Below are 24232 nucleotides of genomic sequence, written 5' to 3' on the forward strand. Positions count from 1 at the left end.
TGTTCCTGGTTTATCTGAGTTCTCACCGTCTTTTTCTGGTGGTGTCATTCCTTTTTGTGAATTTTTTGATTCAATTATAGAATTAGTAAGTGATTTGATAGCTGGAATTGAATTTGAATTATTTATTAAATCAGTAAAATATTTTCTTGTCACATCAGCATCGGCTAATGCTTTAATCGCTTTTTCTTTTACTTCATTTAACTTAGTTATATAAATTTCTTCAGTTAATGCATTAACTGCCGGAATTGTTTTTGCATTATTGATAAGATCTTTAAAATATTGTCCAGTAATATTTGCTTTTTCTAATCTTTTTAACGCTTTCTCTTTAGATTCATTTAATTTTGGCTCATATAATTGATCAACTAATTCTTTTAAACTATCAATTGATTGAGTATTGTCTATAACACTAATAAAATGTTTAGTTGCTATATCAGCATCTTTTAGCTTACTCTTAGCAGCATCTTTTTCTTTTCTTAGGTCAATATTGTACTCTATTACTTTTGCTAATTTAACAGATTGAGATTTTATATTTTCATAATCTTTGACTTGATTATCAAGCATTTTTTTTAATTTTTTTTGTTCTGCAGCAACAGCATTATTTTCCTTATGTAATTCTGATTGGTCAATAACTTTATTTGCATATTCTACTACATTTTTTTGGATTTTCTCTTTTATTTTTTCTTCATTCACGAAATCATCTAATTTTTGAATGTTATTATAAATCTCGAAATAATCATTAATATTTGCTACTGGTAAATTTAATTTTTCATTAATTTTATCAACTAGTTCTTTTACATTACTTTTATTGCTATAAGGCATAGCAAGTCTTATACTAGATTTAGCATTATTAGTTATTGTGTCTATCTGCTTTAAATATATATCCCCTTCTTTTTCTTCAAAATCAATTCTTGCATTTAAATTTTTATTAAGAATTTCAGTGTTTTCTTCTACAATTTTATTATATTGCGTTAAAAATTTACTTTTATCAGTATTGAACAAAGCATTTAAACTTTTTACATTTTGGTAAGAATCTTTTAAATGCTTAGAGGATTCACATAATTTTGCATATGCTTCAGAAAATTGTTTGTTTGCTTCTGGTGTAATAATATTCTTCGAATTAATTTTTTCTGAAAAATTTTTGGCATCAGAATGAACAATCTCTAATTTCCGTTCTAATACTAAACTTTCTGCTGCTTTTAATGCTGAGCTAATATCATCTTCTGTTTGTGCACTTTTTATAAAATTGTCCATTCCACCAATATCTGCTGCGAAAGGATCATCTGCAGTAGTATTATACGGATAATTGGTCTTAAATTTTTCTCTTGGAGCGTTATCTAATTCATTAATTTTCTTTAATGCTTCTTCTCTAATTTCGTCAATTGAACGCTGTCCAGCTTCAAGTGCTACAATTGCATCATCCGCTTGAATTAATGTCGAGTCAATTCCAAGAAATGTAAATCCAATGAAACAAGAAGCTACTCCTACACTTAACTTTCTAATCGTATATTTAGGTTGTTTTGATATATTATTCATATAATTTGTTTCCTCCATTTTTTATAAATGTATAAATGCTTTTCTTTTTTCATCTTAAATATAAACTTTTTTTATTACTTAGTCAAGGTAATTCGAGTGGCAATACCTGCTTGTAACAAATGTCATCAAAGTTAAAGATTGCAAATTTGAGTCAATTATTTAATCATCCGATAAATCATAAAATTACTATACACTGTTAAACAAAATGTAACCACAAAGATAGATTGATTGTGCGTGAAATGAAATAGTCCGTTGGGAATGTGTTGGGCGATCCACACATACACGTAATCGCCATAGAAGATACCGAGCGCAAAAAAGGCTTGATAAATGCCCATACTCACACTGCGATATGTCCGGTCAAAGTATTGCATCGCCATTGAGATTAAGACGTTATACACTAAACCGTAACTAAATCCATTCAACGTGTACCCGATGAAAACGAGCCAAGGATTGCGCACATACAAGGCAATAAGCATAAAGGCTCCTGCACACGCCATCGCCAGCATTAACGTATACTTCACTCCGATGCGCTTCACAAAGTAAATGCCAGCTAAGACGCCCGCAATTAATTGTGGAACAGCAAATACGGTATCTAAATAAGCTAACATTACAGGTGACATATTTAATTCTAATTTCCCATAAGCGACCATATTCGCTCCACTTGTTGAAAATTTGATAAAAGAAATTAATATGGCTAAAACACATATGGCAAGAAAACTTTTATGCTGTAAGACGATTTTCACTTTTTTTATTGAAAAGGCTTCTTGGTCTGATGGAATATAGTCCTTCATTTGAAAGGTTAAGATTAGTGTGATTGTAGCTAAAACTGCTGAAATCAACCACATCCAATTAAAGTGTTTGACTATATCATTGGTCATTAAATATTGAATTGGTGCCGCGATAAATTCTGCTAATAAAGGGGCGACTGACAAAATCGATACCGACACAATGGCTTGATCTTTCGAAAAGGTTTCCGAAAAAATAATATTGAACATGGCCAACATGGTTGCGGATAAACCCATCGCTAATGAAGATGCATAAAGTGTCCAGACATTCGCTTGCCAAAAAACGGCGAATGAGGTACACATTAACAGAAATAGGGCTATTTGAATGAAGATTTTACGTCGATTTAAACGATCGCTTATTATAAACATCGGTAAGCGTGCAAATAAGCTCATTAAACCATAACCTGCAGTTACTTGTGCAGCTAATTCTGCTGTCAGTGCAAGTCCTCCTTGATCAATGGGCGTTAACGCATAAAGTTTTCGATACGCTCGAATGATACTTAATGTGGACCAGAATAAAACCAAAATACCGAAAATCATCAATTGATGATTAGTGAGTTTGAATTTCTTACTTAAATAAATAATAATGGCAATGATTACAACAATCAGCGCCAGAGATATAAGGACTTTTATACATACCGCCTACTTTCTATAAAATCGATTTAATTATTAATCAAACAAATAAAGAGGCGCGATTACGCCTCTTTCAAATGTTTTATGGTGAAGGTATCGTTTTGAAGAATTCCCATTTATTATACGGCCATACAATTGCACGAACGACTGCATGAATGGATTCACGTTTCACAAAACCAAAGCTTCGCGAATCATTTGAATGTCCACGGTTATCTCCCATCACGAAATAGTGTCCATCTGGCACAACCATTTCACCGGTTAATTGAGGTAAGGTGAACGAACTTGTTCCTAATGTTTTTTGTCCGTTGATTTCAAAGGTTTCTTCTTGATTAATAAATGGTTCTTCTATTTGTTGATCATTTACAAATAGTTTCCCATCTAAATACGTCACGGAATCACCCGGTAAGCCAATCACTCGTTTCACGTATTCTCTTCCTGTATCAGGTGCTTTGAATACGACGATATCTAAGCGATCGATTTTTTCAAGTTTATTTCCAATGACTTCTTCATTATTTTGCAAGGTTGGATACATAGATGAGCCACTTACTTGATATTTTTGTGCAACAAAAGTTGAAATGACAAAATACAAGCCAATTGCCAATACAAACGTTAAAATCCAACTAAATACTTCTTTAACGATCATCGTGGAGAGCTTCACTTCTTTTTCGGTTGTTTTATTTGATCCTGTTTTTTTCTTGTTAGCCACAGTAGTTTCCTTCTTTAATTCAATATTTTTAGTTGCATCGTTTACTGGATGCGTTGAAGTGACAGGCGGTTGTGGCGGTTGCTTAACTGATTCTTCCGTCTGCGGGAGCGGTTTAGGTTGCTTCAACTGCTGGTCACGTTTAATCGAATGGTCCGTTGACTGGTTCGGTGTATCTGCTTTAACGGGTTCATTCACTTTTTTCTTTCGATGGGAATGTCGGCTTTTAATACCGTGCGCTTCGTTTCTGCTCGGTAAATTTCTGCTCACAAAGCGTAAGTCATTCTTTTCGTTCGTGTTCTTGCTCATCAGTTTCCTCCTTTTTAAATTTAAAGCCTCTCAAATGGTTGCAAACGGCAAACGACTCGTCCTAATACACTATCTTGCGGAACAAATCCAAGCATCCGGCTATCGTAAGAAAGCGAACGATTGTCTCCTAGTACGAAATAGTGTGCAGGAGGGACTTTATTATTCAAGCCAATATCTTCTAACTTAAAATTAGTCGTTTCTTCATGTATGGATAAGAATGGTTCCTCGATTTTCTTTCCATTAATCAAAAGTTCATTTTGGTAGTATTCAATTTCATCTCCTGGTAAACCAATCACACGTTTAATATAAGTTTCGTGACTATCACCTGTAAAAAGAATGATATCAAATCGTTGAATTTCACCATATGGCGTCAATAACACCGTATCATTCGATTCGATGGTCGGACTCATTGAACGTCCTGATACTTCAACTGGAAAGAAAAGATACGTACGAATAAAAAGGACAGTCATAACAGCTAGAATAATACTTACAAGATAACGCATCTTGCGACGATTAGCTTCATATGTATTCATTCTTCTACCCCTTTTATTTAGACACTTCTTTAATTGCTTGTTTTAATTGAACGTCATTTTCTTTTATTTTTTCACGAATAGCGCGTGTCATTTGACTGGCTGTTTCGTCATCAATTGTTCCGTTAACAGGTAGTTGATGATCGCGTTGGAATGCTTCGACTGCTTGTTTCGTCTGTTTACTGTAAGAGATAGATGGCTCGACTGAATAATCGAGTGCGCGTAACAAACGATTAACATTCAGTACTTTTTCATTTTCGGCTTGCCATACTAAATCATCGGACGGTAGCACCATCATTAATTTAGAATAGGTCGGTCGTTCAATTAGATGGTTCGGTTGAATACCTTTTCCATGAATCCATATTCCATCTGGTGTCAACCATTTTGACATTGTAAATTTCAATTCGGTGCGGTCTGTAATCGATTCGGTCGTTTGAACCGTTCCTTTACCAAAAGTTGTTGTTCCGAGTAATGGAATGTGAGCAGATTGGCTCAACGCTCCAGCAACTATTTCAGAAGCGCTTGCAGAGCCTTCGTCGACTAAAACAACGGTTGGTTCGGTAATTTTGAATGTCCCGTATTCTTTACCAGCTTTAAAGACTTCATCCGAACGATTACGTCCCGTTACTTTCAATATTACATCGCCATTTTTTAAGAACATGTTACTGACTTTCAACGCTTGATCTAATAGACCGCCTGGATTTTGACGTAAATCTAATACGAATTGTTTCGCGCCTTGTTCACGTAATCGTTTGACTTCTTTTTCCAGTTCATCTGCTGTTGGACGGGAGAATCCATTAATTTCAATAATTCCAACGGTAGGTGCTTCATCTGCTAAACGCCCTTGTACCGTATGAATAGGAATACTATCACGTTTGATTGTAATGTCTTGATTAGAAGCGCCTCGTTTAATGGTCAAAGTCACTTCAGTTCCTTTTTTTCCACGTACACGGTTTACAACTTTTTGTAAGGTTAATCCTTTAATGTCTTTTCCGTCTACCGCAATGATTTCATCATTTGGTAGTAACCCTGCTTTTTCAGCAGGCGCATCTTTAATCGGTGACATAATTATGACATGCGCTCCTTCTTGACTGAGGGTTGCGCCGATTCCCTCAAAAGCACTTTCAATTGTTTCAGTGAAAGAGTTCGTCTCTTCTTCATCCAAATATTGTGTATAAGGATCGCCCGTTGCTTCAGTCATCCCTCGAACAGCCCCATTGATCAAATCATCTTCAGACAATTCTTCTAAATGAATGTTTTTCAATAATTTATAGGTGCGGTCTAGTTTTTTAACATTTGTTTCAGAGATATCTGCTGTATGAATAGCATATGGGTGTAATCGATTCATTTGCATCAGTACAAATGGTGCACCGACCACACCGATTAATATACCCAATAATAAAATGATGAGATATTTAAATTGATACCAAAACATTTTTATGGACGATGTTTGTTCTTTGTTTTTTTTAGGTGTCATTGCGACTCCCCTTCCCTAATTAAGCAAAAACATCCAACGCTAATTCGATCATCTCGTTAAATGTGTTTTGACGTTCTTCTGCCGTCGTTTCTTCACCGGTTAATAAGTGGTCACTAATTGTCATAATCGCTAGAGCTTCTTTGTTATGTTGTGCTGCTAAAGTATATAATCCTGCTGCTTCCATTTCAACAGCTAGAATACCGTAATTAGCTAATTTCTCTTTGTCTAATTCTTGGTTGTAGAAACGGTCAGCTGATAAGACATTTCCGACATGTGTTTTAAAGCCACGTTCATTCGCTATATGATAAGCTTTGTCTAATAAGTTAAATGATGCAATTGGACTATAGCTTACTTGGTGGTTAAAGATTTGATTTAAAATGTTTGAATCAGTTGTTGCTCCTTGCGCAATTACTAAATCACGTACATGAACGTCTAATTTCATTGCCCCAGCTGAACCAACACGGATAATTTGATTGACATCATATTCTGTATATAATTCATGCGCATAAATCATGGCACTTGGAATCCCCATTCCGCTACCTTGTGCTGAGATGCGTTCACCTTTATACAATCCTGTAAAACCAAACATGTTACGAACAGTATTATATTGTTCAACATCTGTCATGAAGTTTTCAGCGATAAATTTTGCACGAAGTGGATCCCCTGGTAATAAAACTTTTTTAGCAATTTGTTTTTTTTCTGCTCCAATATGTACACTCATGATTAAAACGCTCCTTTTTTATCGTATATTTTTATATTCTTATTATAAGTTAAATTCAATGTTTTTCATAGTCTAGCCATAGTTTATCAAATAAATCAATGTAATGTGAATATAATGGATTCAATTCTAAATAATCACTAATGGTTTGAAAGTCAGTAGCTTGTTTTGGAAAAGTCAGATCTTCGTGAATTAAGTTGGCGAAATCGGCTTGTTCATCTCGAAAATGGTGAAGATTGCGAAAGCGCATCATGTAATCGTAAAAAGTTTTAATGAGTTGTCACCTCCGATTGTGTGAGTATGGTGCGTGGTAACCAACATTTTAATTGGTACGTTTGTTGATTTTGATTCATTTCAATCATTTTTATGCGGTAGCCAATCCATTCACTTAATTGTTCGGACGTTATCATAATTTGCTCATCACTTGGTTGAATGGTCATATACTGCTTAATTGGTGTTTCATTCAACAGTTGCAAAATCAATCGATTCGGCAATTCAATTCGACCAAGTGCAGCTTCTTTTAGCGTCAATATTAAGTCCCCTTCTGTTGTATGCGCAGGCTGTAAACTCACTCGCGCTTCGGTTGTCATCCCTAAATAACTGATGGGATAAACTAATTCAAAGGTCGTTTCTTTATTTTGCACGTGAAACGGATACGTCATATGGGTCGACCGGTCATTTAATAATGTGACTAAATCTGCTTGATTTAAACTGACATCCACTTCAAAGACTTGTTCTTGATTAAGGGTTGTCTTTGATTTCTCTTCAATATGAGAAGGATAAAACAAGCCACTGCCCTTCAGTAAAATAATGGGACTAAGTAATACTAAAATGAGTAATGACAATACTACGTGAAATAAACGTTTGTACCAACGACTAACCATTAGATTGATCCTTTCTTGACCCAAATTTCGTAGCGAATGCTTTGCTGATTTTTCGTTGTCACTTCTTGTTGTGAGACGCATTCAAATGTCGTGTAATCAATGGTTGGCATCCACGTATCGCCTTCAAATGTTTCTTGGATGACGGATCGAACGAGTACATCCACATATGGTAGAAAGACTTCAAATACTTCTGAGCCACCGATAATATCAATGATTTGATCCGTTGATTGATTCAAGACATCTTCAACTGATACGACCGGTGCACCGTGATAAGTTTCAAGTGGTTGTCGAGATAAGATGCGCGTTTCACGACCAGGTAATAGCCGGTGATTCATCCCATCAAATGTCTTTCTTCCCATCACTATTTGATGGTTCATTGTTTGTGTTTTAAAATACGCTAATTCTTCGGGAATACGCCATGGCAATTGTTGTTGATTTCCAATGATGTGATTCATGTCTTCCGCAAATACAAATCGTAACATATGCGCTCCTTTCATGAGGGATTAAACGTAAGAAGCTAAGGCTTCCCAACGTTCCATTAACTGCTCTAGTTCTTCTGTTCGTTCTTCTTTTTCTATTTGAAGTAAACTCAATTGGTCAAAATTTGATCCGTGTTGAATCATTTCGCCTTCGATTTCACTCAATCGATTTTCTAACTGTTCAATGCGTGGTTCTAATTGGTCCCATTCTTTTTGTTCGTGATAAGTTAGACGTTTTTTCTCAACGACTTTTGGCTCTGTTGACGCTACTTCCTCGGCTAGTTTAGTTTCGGCTACTTCAGGTTGGCTCGTCGCGCTAGGCCCCATCGTAGAGAGGAACGATAATTGGTTGGCTGCAATCAAATCGCTTAAACTATTTTTCGTCCAAGTGTAATCGCCGTCCCCTTTTAAATATAATAAATCAGTTGCTACATCATCCACGAAGTAGCGGTCATGGGAAACGAAAAACACAATACCTTCATATTGATTTAAATAGTCCGATAGCAATTCTAACGTCATAATATCTAAATCATTCGTTGGTTCATCTAGGAGTAACACATTTGGTTCTAAAATTAATGTACTTAGTAAGTAAAGACGACGTTGTTCCCCACCAGATAAATGGCGAATTAATGATCGATGCATGGAGCGTGGAAACAAGAAACGTTCCAACAAGCGTGGGATGGCATCGATTTGATCTTTCGTAATGGATTCTTTAATACCAATCGTTTCTAAATATTTTAAGATGGTTTCATCCATCGGGAGATCATCATTTAACTGACGGTAGTAACCAATTTTGACCGTTTCCCCTGTTTTAATTTGACCGTCTAAAGGAATTAAGCGACCATCAATCGCTTCTAACAGGCTAGTTTTCCCAATTCCATTACGCCCGATAATTCCGACACGGTGTCCTTTTATTATGGTTTCATTAAATCCACGTATATAGATTTGTGGCTCACGTCCCAATGTCACACGTTCAAATGAAATACCGTCTTTACCTAAACGACTTTCTGTGAAATCCATTTCCAGTTGTGTCGTTTGTTTTTTATTTTGTTTCATTTGGTCTTCTAATTCTTGGAAACGACCGATGCGGGCTTTTTGTTTGGTTGTTCGAGCTTTAGCACCTGTTCGCATCCAAGCGAGTTCACTTTTGTACTTTTGTCGCGCTTTTTCTTCTTTGATGGCTTCTTCTTCTAGTCGAGCGGTTTTGAGGCGTAAGTAATCTTGATATTGTCCCGGGTAACGATATAATTTACCGTATTCTAGTTCAACGATACTATCGACAACTCGTTCAAGAAAGTAGCGATCATGTGTAACCATGAAAAATGTTCCTTTGTATTGCTTTAAATATTCTTCTAGCCACAAAATAGCGGGCATATCTAAATGGTTCGTCGGTTCATCTAATAAGAGTAAGTCCGCTTCCGTTAATAATACTTGGGCTAAGGCTAAACGTTTTTTCTGTCCACCTGATAAACGGCCGACCTTTAAATGCCAATCATTCAAACCTAGTTGATTGAGTGTTTTTTTCATCAACGCTTCATATTGCCACGCATCTAACTTAGTCATCGCTTGTTCGGCTTGTTCAAATGCGAGTTGATACGTTTCATTCATTGCATCTTGTTCTAATTGACTAAGCGCAATTTCATAATTCATAACGGTTTGAGCAAGAGGATGACTTTGTGTCAACATCACTTCTTGAATGGTCAAGTCGGCATTAAATTGTTGTTGTTGATCTAATAGCGCGATGCGATAGTCGTTCGGATGAGCAATTTCGCCATCGTCTAATGTAATTTTTTTTGCAAGAATATGGAGTAAGGTACTTTTTCCCGTTCCATTTTTTCCAATTAAGCCGATTTTATCTCCTTCATTAATGAGTAATTCCGCATCTGTTAAGAGCGGTTTTATTCCAAATGAGTGAGTGGCTCCTGTCATTGTTAATGTTTTCATTTTTTCACCACTTTATTTTCGTATACATTCTATTATAGCATTTTTTTCGTTTAAAACTTTTAAACATTCATTTATATTTGAATATTTTGGTTAAAAGGAAATGGCTTGGCAGATTCGCTGAATTTATTTATACTAGTAATACATAGAAAAGAGGTTTTGTGTATGGAACAAACGACAATTCAACGGATTAACTTTATCATTAACCAACTCGACCAACGACAAACATTAGATCCGTCTGATGCTTTAGTTTATTATAGCGAGCTGTTTGACTGGTATTACAGTATGTTCGATTGGAGTTGGGTTAGTGCATTTCCGAATGAGCAAGCAAGTGATGTCGCGCATATTGAAAAGATACTTCATGAGTTCCCCAAAAATGATCATACGTTACCTCACATTAATCCGGTCGATCATACGAATTATAAAGGATTCTTGCATCCATGTACATAAAAAAACTGCAGTCCAATGGGCTGCAGTTTTTTGTTCAATCTAATTATTTTTAAAGACTTCTGCTTGTTCACGACGAGCAATCGCTGGTAAAATCATTCCGATTAAAATTAAGACGATTGGTGTCGCAATATTAGTCACTAATTGCAACAACCATGCTTGTGGATTAGCTGCATAGTCTAATTTTGGAATCATCCCTAAAATACAAGCGAATGCAGTGAATAAGAAACACCATAAGCCAACAGCATAAGCAATTTTAGGATTGCGAATGAATCGGTATTCCGATTGATACCGTTGATACGCTTTATTTAACATCATGAAAGCTAAGAATACCCACAGATAGCGCATTGGCATAACAACTGAGTTCAAGTTAGTTAACCATTTAACCACTTGGTAAATATCACCAATCCCAATAATTGGTAATAAGATAATGATTGACACTAAAACACCCGTTAAAAGGAACCCATTGCGTAATGTGCCTTTTGGTGTACGGTAACGTAACCATTTTGGTACGTATTTTTCATCAGCATCTGCTAATAAAATTTGTAGCGGTGCATCAATTGAAAAGGCCAAAGCTGAAATTTGTCCAATCGTATTCGTTAACGCATAAATCACCATTAACGAATTGCCAATCCCCCAGTAATGGCCTAAAATTTGGAAGGCACTATAAGCACCGTTAGCCATTAAATCTTCTGGTAAGTTATCACTTGCAAATAACATCGCCATAGCGATTGATCCTAGGACTGCACTCATCGCAACCATCCCAGCTAATAAAATCATACCACGTGGGAATTCTTTAGCGGCATTTTTTGTTTGGTTGACATATGGTGAAATTTTCTCTGCCCCACCCACCGCAAAGACTAACATGGATACGGTAGTAAAGTAGCTTAAATCAAATTTCGGTAAATACGTATTTAAACTTGTCATATTTTGTGTCGCAATGTGCATATCTTTATTAATTAAAGGCGCACCTATCGCTAACAAAATGAAAAGAATCGACATTACGAATGTCGCTGTTCCAGCGAGTCCCCCGATGACTTTTAACGTCGTCAATCCTTTTGTCGCTAAATATAAGAACAATAGAAAAATAAAGAAACAAATAATAGAAATATACTTAATATCAATACCTGCAATGAAATTGCCGTCTCCTTTGATGGCCCATCCCAATGCGATTAAAATCGTTTGTGGTTTTTGAGCTAAATAAGGAATGTGAACTACCCAATAAGTCCATGCTGCATAATAAGCAATTTTACGACTCATCGTTTGTTCAATCCACGCACTCACCCCACCATTTGTATCTTTAAATGTTGATCCTAATTGACCAACAATTAATGCATATGGAATAAAGTATAATCCTAAGATTAATAACCAACTGACAATAACTGATATCCCTTGTTGAGCGTAGTTGTTTACGACGTTACCTAGTCCCCACACCATACTAAAGGCAATCATCCCAACTGAGTACCAGCGAATTTGTTTACTATCCAATCCCCTCACTCTTTCTTATCTGATTTTTCTGTAAAGACAGATAAGAAAAATTTATCATAAATGAAACAATTTTGCATTAAAAATTTTCTTACTATGTTTAATTACTCTAAATTAGAAGTTAGGATCAGTCTATTGACGATCTAAAAGACTTCTATTTTTAAATCATTTACGCCTTTAGACACGCTTCGATATCCGCTTTACATTCTTTCGGATTTGTTTTAGGTGCATAGCGACGAATCACACGACCTTCTCGATCAACTAAAAATTTTGTAAAATTCCACTTAATACGACGTCCTAATAAACCTGGCTGTTCTTTTGTTAAATAATCGAATAAGGGTAACGCATTAGGGCCGTTCACATCAACCTTTTTAAATTGTTTAAATTGTGTATTGAAGTTCATTTGGCAATATGCACTAATTTCTTCATCGCTACCAGGAGCTTGTTGCCCGAATTGGTTAGATGGAAAGTCTAATATTTCAAACCCTTGATCCTTATATGTTTCATAAAGTTCTTCTAATTCATTATATTGTGGGGTGAAACCACATCCTGTTGCTGTGTTAACAATTAATAGTACTTTCCCTTTATAAACATCCATAGATACTTCTTGGTTGGCTTGATCTAATACAGTATAGTCATAAATCATCTAATCACTCCTATCTTTTCTCCTTCTTATTATACTCCTTTTTACAAAAAATACCGCTTAGACGACTTATTACAATAACTGATTAAAGAAATGCAAACAACCGCTCAACATCATAAAGTGTTGAACGGTTGTTTATTTTAAAAAAGTTTTCAGTTATAAACTAAATGTTCTTAATCTTCTTTTTTCATTGTTGGAACGGCTAAGCCTAATCCGGCAAGTACTGATAGTGCCGCTGTACTAAAGATTGCGACTTCTCCTGTTTGTGGTAGGACACTTTCTTTTGTAACTTGGTTTGTCACTTGTTTCGAATCAGTTACTTGTTTTTTAGTTTTTGACTCTGCTTGATTTTTATCTTTTGATTGAAGTGCCTCTGCATCTTTTTTGTTTTGTGTTTGTGCATTTTTTTGACGCGTTCTTGTATCAGCTGCCCCATCTTTTGTTTGATTCGATGAATTTTGATTATTTTGTTGCTCTTGATTTTTTGATTGATTTATTTGATTGTTATGCTGGTTATTATTTTCATGATTTAATAAATTATTTTGATTCGTATCGTTTGGTTCAGCTTGGCTCTTAGGCGGTGTTTGTTGACCTTTTTGATTTGTATTTGGTTCTGTTTGTTCATTTCCAGACTGATCAGATTCTTTTGTATTATTATCTGATGCGTTTGGCTTTTCTGGTGTGCCTTGATTATTTTGGTCATGGGCTTGATCTTTTTTATCTGAATTTGATTCAGGTACTGGCTTTTTCATTTTATCTTCATTAAAACGAATAACTGTTGCTGTTAATGGTTTTAATTTCACACGATTATTTGCTAATACAACATCTATTGGGTTCGCAATTTTTTTAACTCCAGCTTGCGTGCCATCTACCAGTACACTTCCTTGACCAATGGCTAAGAACTCTCCTTGTAATGATACTTCACGGTCATAATTGTCCGCATTAACAATTACCGCATAACCTACGCCATCTTTGTCATACGCGACGAATCCCATTAATAAATCATTTTCATGAATTTCTGGAGCACGCATTAAATGAACGTCCTTACTAATAGCTTCTAATGAGCCTTTTCTAAAAGCATCTGTTGAACGACGTAAATGAATTAGTCCCTTTGTAAAATCATGAGTTTGTTTTTGATTTTTATGTTTTACCCCGTCTGTCACCATGTCCCAATTGAAATGGTTAATGTGATCCGATGAATCATATGCATCGTGAATGAAGTATGGATATTCAAATGGATGACCCTGTTCGTCCGTCATGTAAGTCGATTTATAAGGTGCGTCATTTTCGTTTACCCATCCTTTGAAGTTTGGATCTTTAATTTGACGTGTTGCACCATATTCTTGTCCGGAATGGATGAATGGTGTACCTTGAGACGTCATAATCATTAAGTTACCAATTCGAATCCGACGATGAATTTCATCTTCATGTTTTGCAGGATCTTTCTTAATGGATTGAGCAATCACATCATGTAATGTTAAGTTGTCATGTGCTTCAATGTATTGAATCACATCTCCAGGTGCAGTTGCTTGGAAGTTTGAAGGTTTACCCGTTAGATTATCAAAAATCATTTGAATATTGCGGTGTCCACCTGTTAAAAAGGCTGGTTGTCCTTCATTACCAAAACCTGATTTCAATTCATTTCTCAATTTGTCTGCAAATACACCAACAGAGTTTGTATCTTTCATCCAGTCTTGGTCAGCAGCTTGAACGCGATCCGACACTTCGTCTCCCGCATATGTACGCCAACCTTCACCTAACATGATCACATTTGGATTTAATTTTTTCGCTTCATCGAATGCTTTTTGAATAGATTCTGCATCATGGTCACCCATCATATCAAAACGGAACCCATCTACTTTAAATTCATCTGTCCAATATTTAATCGAATCGACTAAAATACGACGTGACATTTTATGAGTTGTTCCTAAACGTCCTCCTCCAAAACTTTCTCGTGACGAACCATCTTTATTCATGAAATGATAGTAGTTTGGCTCTAAATCTTCAAATAAATGAACTTGTGCCGTGTGATTATACACTACATCTAAAATAACACCCATTCCTTTATCATGAATGGCTTGCACTAATTGTTTAAACTCTTCAATTCGTTTATTTGGAGAGTCTGGATTGCTTGAGTACATACCTGTTAATGCGAAGTAACTTTGTGGATCATATCCCCAGTTAAAGTTGTTATCTTTTGATTTCCAACCATCTTCATACTTCTCACGATCTTTTTCATTAGCAAAATAATAGCTCATCACAGGAAGCAACTGAATGTGTGTGGCACCTAAACTCTTAATGTAATCTAACTTCTCTGCAAATGCACTAAATGTTCCGTATGGTGTTGTTAATTGATTTTTGATTGATGGATCAGATGTGAAATTCCGTACGTGAACTTCATAAATGACTGCATCTTCACGTTTTTCATAGCCATCAATTTTAGCATAATCTAATTGTGGACCAATTTTAGCTGGATTAACAATCGCTGCTTTCGCTACTTTTTCTTTAGCAGATGTTTGATCCCATGCAGCTAGTGATTTAGCGTATGGATCTAATGCCACTACTTCTTTACCATCACGTTTAATAACATAGTGGTAGAAGTAACCTTCTAAGCTATTTGAGTCAACTGCATTCCCTGATAAATCAACTTGCCATACGCCGCGTTCACCTTTTTTCATATCAAAATCTTTAATGACTTTATTCGCATCTTTTTTATCGTATAAACGCACTTTGACAGATTGAGCAGATGGTGACCAAACTTTTAGTGTAGCGGACCCATCTTCTTTTAATTCGGCACCCAATGTACCATCATAGCCATATTGTTCATCAGTTAACTTCCAGCTTGGTTGTACAACTAGTTTAGTGTTTCCATATGTTAATGTATATGGTCCGTTATCAATATTAAAATTCCCTTTTAATTGCAGTGTTTGATCATTTTTTATTACTTCATCAATTTTCACTGATTGATTAGATTTATTCGTCAATTTTAAGTCTTTTTTGATTTTTTCAACTGATTGATCATTTAATCCTTTAAATAATAAATCAATTTGATTTAATGACGTTTGTTGTGCAGCAGTTAGACGCTCAGATTGATATGCATCATAATATGGCGAATGATAAATATTATCGTCACCTGCTCGCATGAAGATTTGGCTATCATTTATACGATTTGTAAAATGATAATCTTTCGTTTGTTCTTTAGTTTTTTTGTTCACAAACAAAAATCCTAAATCTCCTTTAACATCTTTTAGAGAGAAATCAATATATTTTCCTGACAATCCTGTTTTTTCAAAAGAAATTGCTCCATTTGGGAAGTCTTCCATTTTTTTATTGACATTATCCCAAGCCCACAATGCCCAATCATCATATTTGCCATCTTCTCTAAAATAATTAATGCGAACTGTTTTTTCTTCTTTTAAAGGCTTGTATGGATATGCTTTTAAATCTTTGGTAATCCATGCTTCATTCATTTTAGGTGAATTAATATTTAAAAATTGGTCATCTTTAGTTACTTTATTACCATCTGTTTTGTTAATTAACCAACCAATTTTCTCAGCGCTAGTTTTTGTTTTAATATCTAGATATTTTCCGAATTCGTCTGTTTTTGCATTTTTAAAACTGATTGCTCCATTAGGCCAACCATTAGAAGGTTTTTCTACATCTTCCCACAACCATAAACCTTCAGTTTCTGGTGAAGTAATTAACCCTTCTTCAAAGTGCATACGTATATGATTGAGTTCAATTTTATCTTTCAATCCGGACTCTTCTTCAACTTTTTTCAAGGCTGTCGCAACAGGTTGCTCCTTATCTTCTGCAGCTTTGTGCTGAGGTGTATCCACATCATTTACACTGTTCAACGCAACCGTTTCCATTTTAGTCGATAATTCATTATTCTTATCTGTTGTTTCATCTGTAACAATTGGTTGAGCTGGATTTTGTGTCGTTGCTTCATCCGCATGAACGTGTTGTGTATTAAATGGTAACCCACCAAGTACCATTGTTGTTAAAAGCGCGAAAGAAGCTAATCCTAAATGTTTTTTTGGTCGAATATTAAATGAATTGTTTTGAATATTATTTGAACGTTTAATCACCATAAAAAAGCCCTCCTCATCTATATATCTCTAATATAAAGTTTTGTAAGCGCTTTGTCAACGAAATAATGCAAACGATTTCTTTTAAATTTCACGCAAAAAAGATGCCGCTCAATGCGACATCTTTAATCATTAATTTAACCTTCACCGTCTAAGTCTAAAATACTCATAAATGCTTCTTGTGGTATTTCAACTGAACCGACTTGTTTCATTCGTTTCTTACCTTCTTTTTGTTTCTCTAATAATTTACGTTTACGTGAAACATCCCCACCATAACATTTGGCTAACACATTTTTACGTAAAGCTTTAATGTTTGTACGAGCTAATATTTTATGACCAATGACTGCTTGAATTGGCACTTCAAATTGTTGACGTGGAATGAGTGTGCGTAGTTTTTCAACGATTGCACGTCCACGGTTATAAGCAAAGTCGCGATGGACAATAGAGCTTAATGCATCGACAATCTCACCATTTAATAGGATATCCATTTTTACTAATTTACTTGGTTTATAACCACTCATACTATAATCAAGCGAGGCATAACCTTTTGTTGATGATTTTAATTGATCGAAGAAATCAAAAATAATCTCTGCTAAAGGCATTTCGTATTGAACGTTAACGCGATAATCATCTAAATAATCCATCGTTAAGAAATTACCACGTTTGCGTTGACATAATTCCATTACAGCGCCAACGTAGTCACTTGGTACCATAATTTCTGTTTTCACGTATGGTTCTAAAATTTGACTAATTTCAGTTGGATCAGGCATATCCGCTGGGTTCGAAACTGTAATCGTCTCGCCATTTGTTGTTTCAATTTGATAAATAACACTTGGAGCAGTCGTAATTAAGTCGAGATCAAACTCGCGCTCTAACCGTTCTTGGATAACGTCCATATGAAGCATTCCTAAGAAACCACAACGGAAACCAAAACCTAGCGCCTGACTTGTTTCTGGTTCAAAATTCAATGAAGCATCATTTAATTCTAGTCGTTCTAATGCTTCTCTTAAATCGTTATATTCTGATGAATCGATTGGATATAGTCCACAGTATACCATTGGATTCATGCGACGGTAGCCTTCTAACGGTTCTGATACAGGGTTATTCGCTAATGTAACTGTATCCCCCACTTGTGTGTCTTGAATCGTTTTAATACTTGCGGCGATGTATCCAACATCCCCCACCATTAAGAAATCTCTTTGAATTGGTTTAGGTGAGTAAATACCCACGTCAACTACTTCAAATTGTTTGCTGTTGCTCATTAATTGAATCGTGTCACCTGGGCGTATAATACCATTTTTAATACGGACGCTTAAAATAACCCCGCGATATGGATCATAGAATGAATCAAAAATCAATGCTTGTAACGGTGCATCAATATCGCCATCTGGTGCTGGAATTAATTCCACAATTTGCTCTAAAATTTCTTCAATACCAATTCCTGCTTTGGCACTTGCTAATACTGCGTCACTCGCATCAATTCCAATCACGTCTTCAATTTCTTGACGAACACGTTCTGGATCAGCAGCTGGTAAATCAATTTTATTAATGACAGGAATCATTTCTAAATTATTGTCTACCGCTAAATAAGCGTTAGCCATTGTTTGAGCTTCAATTCCTTGGGCCGCATCCACAACTAACAGAGCCCCTTCACAGGCTGCTAAGGATCGTGATACTTCATAAGAGAAGTCGACGTGTCCTGGGGTATCGATTAAATGGAAAATATATGTTTCACCATCTTTTGCCGTATAGTTTAATTCTACAGCATTTAATTTAATGGTGATGCCACGTTCACGTTCTAAATCCATCGAATCTAATAATTGGTCTTGCATTTCACGTTCTGCAACCGTATGTGTTAATTGTAAGATACGGTCCGCTAACGTCGATTTCCCATGATCGATATGGGCGATGATCGAAAAGTTTCGAATCATTTTTTGCCTTTGTTTAAGTATTTTAAAATCTAAGTCTTTTTTCATTCATTTGCTCACTTTCTCTTGTTAATCTAACTTATTATAACAAGAAATTAGGCGCTTGTCATATTAGTTTTGAAGAGTGTTTCTAATACGTCTCGACTTAATCGACGAGAGGTTCCTTTTGCTGGAAAAATATGCATAGACATCATCGGATTAAAATTCGCTTCAATAATAGAATACGTCTGATCCGTACCACTTAGATCTAGAATCATCATATCAATGCCACAAACTACAGCCTCCAGTGATTGTGCCGCTTGGACAGCTACTTTCTTAAAGTAATTAGGCATTTCATCAGTCATATCAACCGAATCACCACCCGTTGATATATTGGAATTGCGACGTAATTCAATTCGTTCACCTATTTTTGGTACGGTATTTAATGTGACGCCTTGTTCATCTAACAACATTTGACCACTTTCGCCCACTGTAATTTTTACGAGTGGTGTTTGATGCCCTTCACCACGCCAATGATGTTTATTTTTTTCATCAATCAATGCTTGGATTGTTTGTTTCCCATCTCCAATAACGTGTGCTGGTTCTCTTTTTAAAACTGCTCGAACGGATCCATCCAAGACGAAGAAACGATATTCCGTCCCCGGTGCAAACTCTTCAACGAGCACATGTTTTGACGATTTAAAGGCAATCGCTAACGCTTGTTCAAACTGTGCTTGGGACTGAACTGGTTTTAGGATGGTGATTCCAATTCCCATGTTCGTGTCTTTTGGTTTAACAACGACTGCTTTATTGTGATAAATTGCATAGTCTCTTGCGGCTTCTTCAAAAGCATGATATTCATTGCCCCCTGGAACTGAAATACCCGCTTCACTCAGAATCATTTTTGTCGCTGTTTTGTTTTCCATAACTAGCGGCGTAATGTAAGTATCTAATGATGTCATATTGCCACTCTTCACCCATTCTTTTTGTCCGTTATAAGAAAGCTCGATTAATTGATCATATCGATCGACAAAACGAATCGCTATCCCTTTTTGAATCGCATCAAACAAAACGGCTTGCGTTGATAATTCTAAATCTTCAAAGCCAATTGTTTGATAATCATGGCGTTCATAATCTGTTTTAAACGAACGAGCTAATTGCATTCCCGCTTCTTTATTGCCCACTTCATTCATCACGCGCATGCTTAGCGTTTGTTCCACATGATTTAATCGTTGCACGTTTTTAGCAATTTCGTCGAATAAAATGTCATCTTTCCATTGAAACGCTTGGAAATCTGCTGACATTTGTTGTAATAATTTTTTTGCTTCGTTATATTTCGTCTCATTCAATGATGCGTCTACTGGATATAAGGCCAGCTCTTCACCGAATAATAGCGACTCCTCGATTTTTTCTGGGACAATTGGTTGATTGTGTAAGAGACCATATACTAAAAAGGCGTGTAAGAATTTTAGATGGGCACGACTCACTCCCGTTCGATCAAATGGATGTAGATCCACATGCCGACATTCAATGTATTTAATTCCAGATTCTAGTAGTTCACGTGCGCTTGGTTTGCCACGGTAACGAATACCTGAGTAATATTCTTTTTCAGCTGAAATGGCACCAGACTTCACCGCTTCTTCTAGGGCATTAACATAGTCTTCTAACGAGCCATTTTGAATCGATAAGCGTGGATTATTAACGTATCCATAGTCAGAGACGCGTAATGATTTTACGGGATGGTCGAGTGGTTCAGGGCAGCGTTTGTCAAAATAACGTGCGTCTACAAGAGGAGATGCCCCGTATAAATAAGTTAGCAGCCATTCATAATCAAAATAAAATTTTGTAATTTTTAAATAGCATTCGGTTTGAAATTGATGAACAGGCATGTCAGGTTGCATAATCTTATATAAAGTTTGAATAAAAGTATCGTCCAATCCAAAGTTAAAATGGACACCACTGACTAATTGTTTGTTTTTACCGTAACGTTCAATTAATCCTTCGCGGTAAGCGACATCGCCTCCTTCTTCAAGTTGTGCAACTCGAATATCGTTCGCATGACTTAAATCATAAGGCATTGATAGTGGCCAGATATATTCATCTTCTGGTAAGCCTAATGTGGTAACTTGAATAATGGCATCTAACCAATCTACTGCTTCTTCAACGCTTGCTGTTGTTGGAGTTATTAACTCTAATTGTGATTCCGCAAAATCTGTTTGAATATAGGGATGGAAACTTCTTGATCCAAAAATGTGCGGATGATCTGTTAAACTAATGCTTCCGTCTTCTGTTACACGTAATCCCTCTCGTTCAATACCAAAACTCCCACGTTGTAAATAAGGTTGTAGTTCTTGGTGTTTTTTTAATATTGTTTTTATCGACTGCATGTCATCACTCTCTTCTTCACATAGTACATTCTCATTTATTTTATCAAAAGTATTTTAAAACGTGCAATCTTTTGACTTAGTACAAACGATTATTTTAATCGATGAATGTCGCTCATCACATATTATAAATTCATACACTGTTTAACTTTATCTTATAAAAAAAGTGAAGTAACCAACATGTTACTTCACCTAATACGATTAAACATTAAAAAAGCGTCAGCACATGCTGACACTTTTTACTTACGAAATGCGTCTCTCATTTTATCAAAAAAATTTTTTTCTTCTTCACTTACTTTGTTACCCATTGTTTCACCATAGGCTTTTAACGCATTTTTTTGTTCTGAATTTAAATGTTTTGGTGTCATCACTTTAACAGTGACATGTTGATCACCAACGTAACTGCTGTTGACGCGTGGTGCGCCTTTTCCTTTTAAACGTAATTTTGTGCCACTTTGGATGCCGGCTGGTATTTTCATTTTAACTTTACCATGAACAGTCGGTACTTCGACTTCATCTCCTAATGCTGCTTGCACAAAATTAATTGGAAGAGTAAATAGAATTTCTGACCCTTCACGTTCGAATAAATCACTATCAGCTACTTTAAAGACCACATATAAATCACCGTAAGGACCGCCATTAGTACCAGCTTCCCCTTGATTGCTTAAGCGCATTTGCGTCCCTGTTTCAACACCGGCAGGAATTGTCACTTCTACTTTATGTTCTTTTGTTTCATGTCCTGAGCCGTGACAAGTAGTACATTTATCAACGATTTCTTGACCTGTTCCATGACACACGTCACATACGCGTTGTGTAGCTATTCGACCGAATGGTGTTTGTTGTTCGACACTCACCGCCCCTGTTCCATGACATTTATGACAGGTTTTTGGGCTTGTTCCTGGTTTTGCACCAGAACCGTGACAAGTATGACAGGTTTCTTCTCGTTCATAACGAATTGTTTCTTTTTTACCAAAGATTGCTTCGTCAAAGCTCAAATTAATGACATATTGCATATCTCGACCACGTGTTGGTGCATTCGGATTACGTCGACTGCCTCCACCACCGCCACCGAAAAATGTTGAGAATATGTCTTCAAAGCCTCCACCAAAACCACCGTTAAAGCCATCAAATCCTTCAAACCCGCCAAAACCACCACCGCCCCTAAAATTAGGGTCGGTAGCAGCATGACCATATTGATCATATGCGGCACGTTTTTGATCATCACTTAGTACTTCATAAGCTTCAGATATTTCTTTAAATTTTTCAGCTGCATCATCAGCTTTATTAATATCTGGATGATATGTTTTAGATAATTTACGATAAGCTCTTTTAATTTCTTGGCTTGAAGCATCTTTGGCAACACCTAAGACTTCATAATAATCTCGTTTCGCCATTGTTTTGCCTCCTTACCAATCCATTTTATTCGTCAACTTCTTTAAAGTCTGCTTCGACAACATCATCTGATGCGTTTTCATTATCAGTTGCTTCACCTGCTGTAGCACCTTCTGCTTGTTGTTGCGCTTGAGCTGCTTGTTCGTATAATTTAACTGTTAAGTTTTGAATTACTTCACTTAATGCATCACGTTTTGTCTTGATTGCTTCTAAGTCATTGTTATCAACGGCTTGTTGTAATTCATCACGTGCAGCTTCTGCTTTTTTCACTTCTTCTTCATCAATTTTTCCATCCAATTCTTTCAATGTTTTATCCACTTGGAATAATAATTGATCAGCTTCGTTACGTAAGTCAACTTCTTCCTTACGTTTTTGGTCAGCTTCTGCATTCGCTTCTGCGTCTTTCACCATACGATCGATTTCTTCGTCTGTTAAACCAGATGATGATTTAATTGTAATGGCTTGTTCTTTTTGTGTACCTAAATCTTTAGCACGTACATTAACGATACCGTTTTTGTCGATATCAAATGATACTTCAATTTGAGGAATACCACGTGGTGCTGGTGGAATATCCGTTAATTGGAAGCGTCCTAATGTTTTGTTATCTGCAGCCATTGGGCGTTCACCTTGTAATACGTGTACATCTACTGCTGGTTGGTTATCTGCTGCTGTACTGAATACTTGGCTCTTAGATGTTGGAATTGTTGTATTACGATCGATTAATTTAGTGAACACGCCACCCATTGTTTCAATACCTAATGATAATGGAGTTACGTCAAGTAAAACGATATCTTTCACGTCTCCTGAGATAACGCCCCCTTGAATTGCAGCACCCATAGCAACTACTTCATCTGGGTTTACTGATTTGTTAGGCTCTTTACCTGTTTCATTACGTACCGCTTCAACAACAGCTGGGATACGTGTTGATCCACCTACTAAGATTACTTCATCAATATCTGCTGCTGTTAAACCAGCGTCTTTCATTGCTTGACGTACTGGGACTTTTGTACGTTCTACTAAATCAGCTGTTAATTGGTCAAATTTAGCGCGTGTTAATGTTGTTTCCATGTGGATTGGTCCACTGTCACCAGCTGAGATAAATGGTAAGCTGATTTGTGTTTGTGTTACACCTGATAAGTCTTTTTTCGCTTTTTCAGCTGCATCTTTTAGACGTTGCATTGCCATTTTATCTTTTGATAAGTCAATGCTGTTTTCTTTTTTGAATTCTTCAATTAAGAATTGAATGATTTTTTCGTCAAAGTCATCCCCACCTAGTTTGTTATCACCAGCTGTTGATAATACGTCGAAGACACCATCACCTAATTCAAGAATTGATACGTCAAACGTACCTCCACCTAAGTCGAATACTAAGACGTTTTCTTCTTTATCTGTTTTATCTAAACCGTATGCTAACGCTGCAGCTGTTGGCTCGTTTACGATACGTTCTACTTCTAAACCGGCAATTTGTCCTGCATCTTTTGTTGCTTGACGTTGTGCGTCGTTAAAGTAAGCTGGTACGGTAATAACGGCTTTCGTTACTTTTTCACCTAAGTAATCTTCTGCATAACCTTTTAAGTATTGTAAGATCATTGCTGAGATTTCTTGTGGTGTATAGTCTTTTCCTTCGATTGTTTCTTTGAATGAACCTTCACCCATGTGACGTTTAATTGAGCTGATTGTATTAGGGTTTGTTACAGCTTGACGTTTAGCAACTTCCCCTACTTGTTTTTCGCCATTTTTAAACGCTACAACAGATGGTGTTGTACGGTTTCCTTCTGGGTTAGCGATAATTTTAGCTTCGCCACCTTCTAAGACTGCTACTGCTGAGTTTGTTGTTCCTAAGTCAATCCCAATAATTTTACTCATTATATTCTCTCCTTTATTGTATCAT

Annotated in this window: 18 protein-coding genes and 1 pseudogene; 1 reads left to right on the forward strand and 18 read right to left on the reverse strand. The window is 36.2% G+C overall.

The window, feature by feature from the left end:
- From L866_RS08535 to L866_RS0104200, 11 genes and pseudogenes are all read right to left on the reverse strand, one after another.
- On the reverse strand, positions 1–1533 hold a 1533-nt coding region (locus L866_RS08535), incomplete at its 3' end, for an albumin-binding GA domain-containing protein (RefSeq protein ID WP_035446127.1).
- Positions 1534–1688: 155 nt separating this feature from the next.
- Positions 1689–2858, reverse strand: a complete 1170-nt coding sequence (locus L866_RS0104160) for an MFS transporter (protein ID WP_342664125.1) — start codon at positions 2856–2858, stop codon at positions 1689–1691.
- A gap of 175 nt (positions 2859–3033) precedes the next feature.
- Positions 3034–3963 (reverse strand): signal peptidase I, encoded by a 930-nt coding sequence (lepB, locus tag L866_RS09040; protein ID WP_025729441.1) that lies wholly within the window; start codon positions 3961–3963, stop codon positions 3034–3036.
- Positions 3964–3983: 20 nt separating this feature from the next.
- Positions 3984–4496, reverse strand: coding sequence for a signal peptidase I (gene lepB, locus L866_RS0104170; protein WP_025729443.1), 513 nt, complete (start codon positions 4494–4496; stop codon positions 3984–3986).
- A gap of 13 nt (positions 4497–4509) precedes the next feature.
- Positions 4510–5970 (reverse strand): S41 family peptidase, encoded by a 1461-nt coding sequence (locus tag L866_RS0104175; RefSeq protein WP_025729445.1) that lies wholly within the window; start codon positions 5968–5970, stop codon positions 4510–4512.
- 19 nt (positions 5971–5989) lie between these two features.
- Positions 5990–6691, reverse strand: coding sequence for a purine-nucleoside phosphorylase (gene deoD / locus L866_RS0104180; protein ID WP_025729446.1), 702 nt, complete (start codon positions 6689–6691; stop codon positions 5990–5992).
- Between the two features lie 55 nt (positions 6692–6746).
- On the reverse strand, positions 6747–6962 hold the full coding sequence (locus L866_RS0104185; RefSeq protein ID WP_025729448.1) for a YozE family protein: 216 nt from the start codon (positions 6960–6962) through the stop codon (positions 6747–6749).
- Positions 6958–7572, reverse strand: coding sequence for a DUF2140 family protein (locus L866_RS0104190; RefSeq protein WP_025729450.1), 615 nt, complete (start codon positions 7570–7572; stop codon positions 6958–6960). Before L866_RS0104190 ends, L866_RS0104185 begins: the two co-directional genes overlap by 5 nt.
- A complete protein-coding gene (locus L866_RS0104195) occupies positions 7572–8054 on the reverse strand; it encodes a dihydrofolate reductase (protein ID WP_025729453.1) in 483 nt (160 codons plus the stop codon). Before L866_RS0104195 ends, L866_RS0104190 begins: the two co-directional genes overlap by 1 nt.
- Before the next feature lie 21 nt (positions 8055–8075).
- Positions 8076–8378, reverse strand: coding sequence for an ABC transporter C-terminal domain-containing protein (locus L866_RS09860; RefSeq protein WP_425387350.1), 303 nt, complete (start codon positions 8376–8378; stop codon positions 8076–8078).
- 86 nt (positions 8379–8464) lie between these two features.
- Positions 8465–9911: pseudogene (locus L866_RS0104200) on the reverse strand (ABC-F family ATP-binding cassette domain-containing protein); the annotation flags it as partial.
- Between the two features lie 246 nt (positions 9912–10157).
- Between L866_RS0104200 and L866_RS0104205 the strand changes: the two are divergent.
- Positions 10158–10442, forward strand: a complete 285-nt coding sequence (locus tag L866_RS0104205) for a hypothetical protein (RefSeq protein ID WP_025729456.1) — start codon at positions 10158–10160, stop codon at positions 10440–10442.
- A gap of 39 nt (positions 10443–10481) precedes the next feature.
- Here L866_RS0104205 and L866_RS08545 read toward each other — a convergent pair whose 3' ends face one another.
- The 7 genes from L866_RS08545 to dnaK all read right to left on the reverse strand — a co-directional run bounded on the left by L866_RS08545 (position 10482) and on the right by dnaK (position 24207).
- Complete coding sequence (locus L866_RS08545; RefSeq protein ID WP_035446130.1) at positions 10482–11927, reverse strand: APC family permease; 1446 nt, start codon at positions 11925–11927, stop codon at positions 10482–10484.
- Positions 11928–12093: 166 nt separating this feature from the next.
- Positions 12094–12570 (reverse strand): glutathione peroxidase, encoded by a 477-nt coding sequence (locus tag L866_RS0104215; RefSeq protein ID WP_025729458.1) that lies wholly within the window; start codon positions 12568–12570, stop codon positions 12094–12096.
- Between the two features lie 170 nt (positions 12571–12740).
- Complete coding sequence (locus tag L866_RS0104220; protein ID WP_051452863.1) at positions 12741–16661, reverse strand: pullulanase; 3921 nt, start codon at positions 16659–16661, stop codon at positions 12741–12743.
- Between the two features lie 134 nt (positions 16662–16795).
- Positions 16796–18634, reverse strand: coding sequence for a translation elongation factor 4 (lepA, locus tag L866_RS0104225; RefSeq protein ID WP_025729461.1), 1839 nt, complete (start codon positions 18632–18634; stop codon positions 16796–16798).
- Between the two features lie 47 nt (positions 18635–18681).
- Positions 18682–20952: a bifunctional glutamate--cysteine ligase GshA/glutathione synthetase GshB gene (gene gshAB / locus L866_RS0104230; RefSeq protein ID WP_025729463.1), complete on the reverse strand. Its 2271-nt coding sequence runs from the start codon at positions 20950–20952 to the stop codon at positions 18682–18684.
- Positions 20953–21188: 236 nt separating this feature from the next.
- Entirely contained in the window at positions 21189–22343 is a 1155-nt protein-coding gene (gene dnaJ, locus L866_RS0104235; protein WP_025729465.1) for a molecular chaperone DnaJ, read from the reverse strand.
- Between the two features lie 25 nt (positions 22344–22368).
- A complete protein-coding gene (gene dnaK / locus L866_RS0104240) occupies positions 22369–24207 on the reverse strand; it encodes a molecular chaperone DnaK (protein ID WP_025729467.1) in 1839 nt (612 codons plus the stop codon).
- Positions 24208–24232 lie beyond the last annotated feature (25 nt).

Origin of the sequence: Atopobacter phocae ATCC BAA-285 (genome assembly GCF_000526675.1) — a bacterium.
Classification (GTDB): domain Bacteria; phylum Bacillota; class Bacilli; order Lactobacillales; family Aerococcaceae; genus Atopobacter; species Atopobacter phocae.